The following is a 3260-nucleotide window of genomic DNA, read 5'->3' on the forward strand; positions in this document are numbered from 1 at the left end:
TTGCCGCGCTTTGCGCGGCAACCCTCTTTTGGGATTTACAGCAACGATCAAACGAAACACAAGGAGATTTTTGAAAGCGTTGCTTCGCAGCGCTTTCAAAAATCTCCTTGGTTTGGGTTTGAGCGCAAAGCGCTGTAGGACAAATCAAAATCCAAAAGATGAGTGGCGGCGCGAAGCGCCGCCACTCATCTTTTGGATTACGCAAAACTGTAGGTAAATTTACTAGCCCAATAGCTGAATATCGCTAAAGATAATTTCGTAGTTTTTCGTTTGACCTTGTTCGTGGGATTGCACGACTTGTTTAGTCATTACATAGTAGTTACCCAACTTCTCGTAGGTATCTTCAAAACGAGCCTGACGTACGATCTCATTGGTCATGGGATTGCGAAAGACCGCAGTATATAGAGAAGACACATAGCCTTCACCAGTATCTAAATGTCCGAGGTGATTGATCGTAAAACCAATTCGTCCCATGACACGACTGACCATAGAGATCTCGTTACCACGTACTTTATAGTTTGATCCCATCGAATCACCTGTCACCAAAATTTCAACAGATCCAGATTCGTCGGTTTCCCCAAGACTAAAGGATGATTTTCCGTGGGCATCCTCAAAGCTCTTGCGTTTGCGGTGGGTTACCACATCACGCAGTTGGTTGTAGAGCCATTCCTGCCCTTCATCAACAGATACGGTCTTTTCTTCGCCACTAGGAGTACGGGTAGTACGTTCGATTAATAGAGGCTCGTCCATACTCACCTCGACGGACAAATCTTGAGCGATCTTCGCCTTGCCAGTTCTCGCCACGCCATCAATTGCTACGGATACATTGGCGGTCATGCCAGGAAAATTAGGATCCCATGTATAGCGGTTTTCGTAAGCAGCCTGAAATAGATCGCGGGCTCTAGTATCGGGCTTAATATCGGTTGTTGTAACCATTTTTCTAAAAGTATTGAGTCAAGTAATAAGATATCTCTCTATTTTACGTTCTGCTAGGCGTTGAGAGATAATATTTTTGTGAAATGAGGGTTGCTACACCCCATGACACCAATTCACGAAAGTGTGACAACACTTTTATGAATTAAAAACTAAACCCTTTTTTCAAAATGTAAGAGAGAGTTGCGCCGCAACTCTCTCTTACATTTTGAACTTTAATTGCCAGGGGTGGGCTTGAGCGTAAATAGGAAATCTAAGCGGGTAGTTTTAGAATCGACATTGGTGGAAGTTACGGCAATTCCATTGATCGCATCCAGTACTGAACGGATTTCGGTGAAGCTAGGATTTGATTTCACTTCAGGGGGTAATAGGCGATCGGCAAGGGAGAGCGCTGTAGTCATATTCAAATAGAAATAGCCACCATTGGATTTAGGAATATCGGTGGTAAGGATCTTGAAAGCGCTACTGTCAGGTAAATTATTCGATGCTTTCGGCACAAAGGTATCAGCGAGATCGCCCATTGACCAGAAAACAAAATTATTGTCTAGGCTCCCTCTGGTGGCAACGGTGGCATTACCGATCGCCCAAGTGACGACGGATTTATCACCGATCTGCTTGGGTTTAAGATCGACTCCCTTAGGTAATATTCCCCCTGAATTACTTTGGGCAACCTTGTCAATTTTATCAAGGGTTGATTGCGCTGCGCTGAGATCCCCAGCTTGAGCGATCGCCACAAATCCAAAGCCAGGATTAGCCAAGATACCTTGATTGTTCGGAATTGCCGCGATCGCAAATTCACCATTCATCCATTTCAGAATATCTTGGTCGAGATCGAGTTTAGTGCTATCTTTCACAGCTTTGCGGATTTGCTCAATTAGCTGCGCCGAACTGGCATTGCCCTTGGCTTGAGCCACTAGGGACTGCCAAGATTGGTAGAGATTAACCCCTGAAACTAATAAAAATGTTTCTTGAGGCAACAAACTGAGAACCTTGGCTTCGTTGTTGGCAAGGGGATTAGAATTGTCGTTTTTAAGATAGGTATTAATTTCAAAACGTAAACCTTCTTTCTGGGTTCCCCCTGTTAGGGTCATCGCATCTAACTCTCGCCGAGATTGCGTGATAGCTGCTTCGTTTAGATTGAGATTGGCTTGCGAGCCGATAAATTCTAAGGCGACTTCACCATCTAGATAAACCTGTAACAGCGGCTCGGCAATTTTGGTTTGTTGCGAATTGCCATAGATCTTGGCAAAAATTGATTTTTTGGCAAGGGAAGGACTATTGCCCTTATAGGTATCGATCGCCTTTTGGATCAAGTTGGCATTCGTGGCGATCGCCACATATTGTCCACCAATATTTGCCGTTACGACGCTGTTATTAGGATCGCGCGTTGGTGATTCGTAATAGGTAACATCCTTATATTGCTTGGGACTAAATTTTGCTCCCTGTTGCGACAAGGCTCCGCGATATTTCTCCAAAAAAAGATCCGACTTGCCAGAATCACGGGTTGGCGCAATTATGAGGGTTGCCGCAGGTGCTTTTGCCTGTGCTGTATTCGGTACGAGTGCCGTAATAATATATCCCTCTAACCAAGGCTGCACATCACGGCTATATTCAGTCTTACTCTGGATCAGTAATGAATTTAGCGGTGATTTGGTAATGCCATCACCAATTAGCTTCTGCGACGCAGGTGTGCCAAACTGCGCTAGTTTATTCCACGGCTCTGATTTGGTATTAAAAGCCATCACCACCTGCGCTTCTTGGGGGATTGCGGCGGCCGCACCCAAAATTCCCTTGATCGATTGCGATCGCTGTGCAAACAAATATGCGCCCCCTGCTCCTGCGGCGATCGTCGCCGCCCCTATGCCAATATACATAAGCGTTGAAGACTGTTTGGATTTAGCAGATTTACTGGTTCTAGATGACTTCGACATGGGTATGGAATAAACCTAAAAATTGCAAGATGTTGAACGCCAAGTCTCAATCAAGATACTACAGAATCGGGTACAAATCATCAGAGTGCTCAGCCCTACCTACGGGATCGCTATACACTTTTCCAGAAAAAAGTCATTAAGGGACTTATTGTAATTAAAGTATCTGTGGCTTCGACTCCGCATAGCCAACGTTAGCTGAGCGGAGTCGAAGCTATGTATCATGGTGGGGCATTTTTTATCTGCCAGTGCCTTATAACAGCAATTATCGATCAAACGAATCACAAGGAAATTTTTGAAAGCCTTGCTTAGCGAGGCTTTCAAAAATTTCCTTGGTTTGGGTTTGGGCGCAAAGCGCTGTAAGTAAGTAGGCTTAATTAAATATAAAACCCTAAAACC

General features: G+C 44.6%; 2 protein-coding genes. Both read right to left on the reverse strand.

Annotated features, from left to right (window positions below):
- Window positions 1-222: 222 nt before the first annotated feature.
- A complete protein-coding gene (locus AC805_RS10770; RefSeq protein ID WP_055075438.1) occupies window positions 223-936 on the reverse strand; it encodes a DUF3386 domain-containing protein in 714 nt (237 codons plus the stop codon).
- A gap of 212 nt (window positions 937-1148) precedes the next feature.
- A complete protein-coding gene (locus AC805_RS10775; protein ID WP_055075439.1) occupies window positions 1149-2864 on the reverse strand; it encodes a DUF3352 domain-containing protein in 1716 nt (571 codons plus the stop codon).
- Between the last annotated feature and the right edge of the window lie 396 nt (window positions 2865-3260).

Origin of the sequence: Pseudanabaena sp. 'Roaring Creek' (assembly GCF_001402795.1) — a bacterium.
GTDB lineage: Bacteria > Cyanobacteriota > Cyanobacteriia > Pseudanabaenales > Pseudanabaenaceae > Pseudanabaena.

What these genes read in the sequence shown, in the direction of transcription:
- AC805_RS10770 (WP_055075438.1), bottom strand. Translation starts at nt 936, where the DNA reads ATGGTTACAACAACCGATATTAAGCCCGATACTAGAGCCCGCGATCTA.
- AC805_RS10775 (WP_055075439.1), bottom strand. Translation starts at nt 2,864, where the DNA reads ATGTCGAAGTCATCTAGAACCAGTAAATCTGCTAAATCCAAACAGTCT.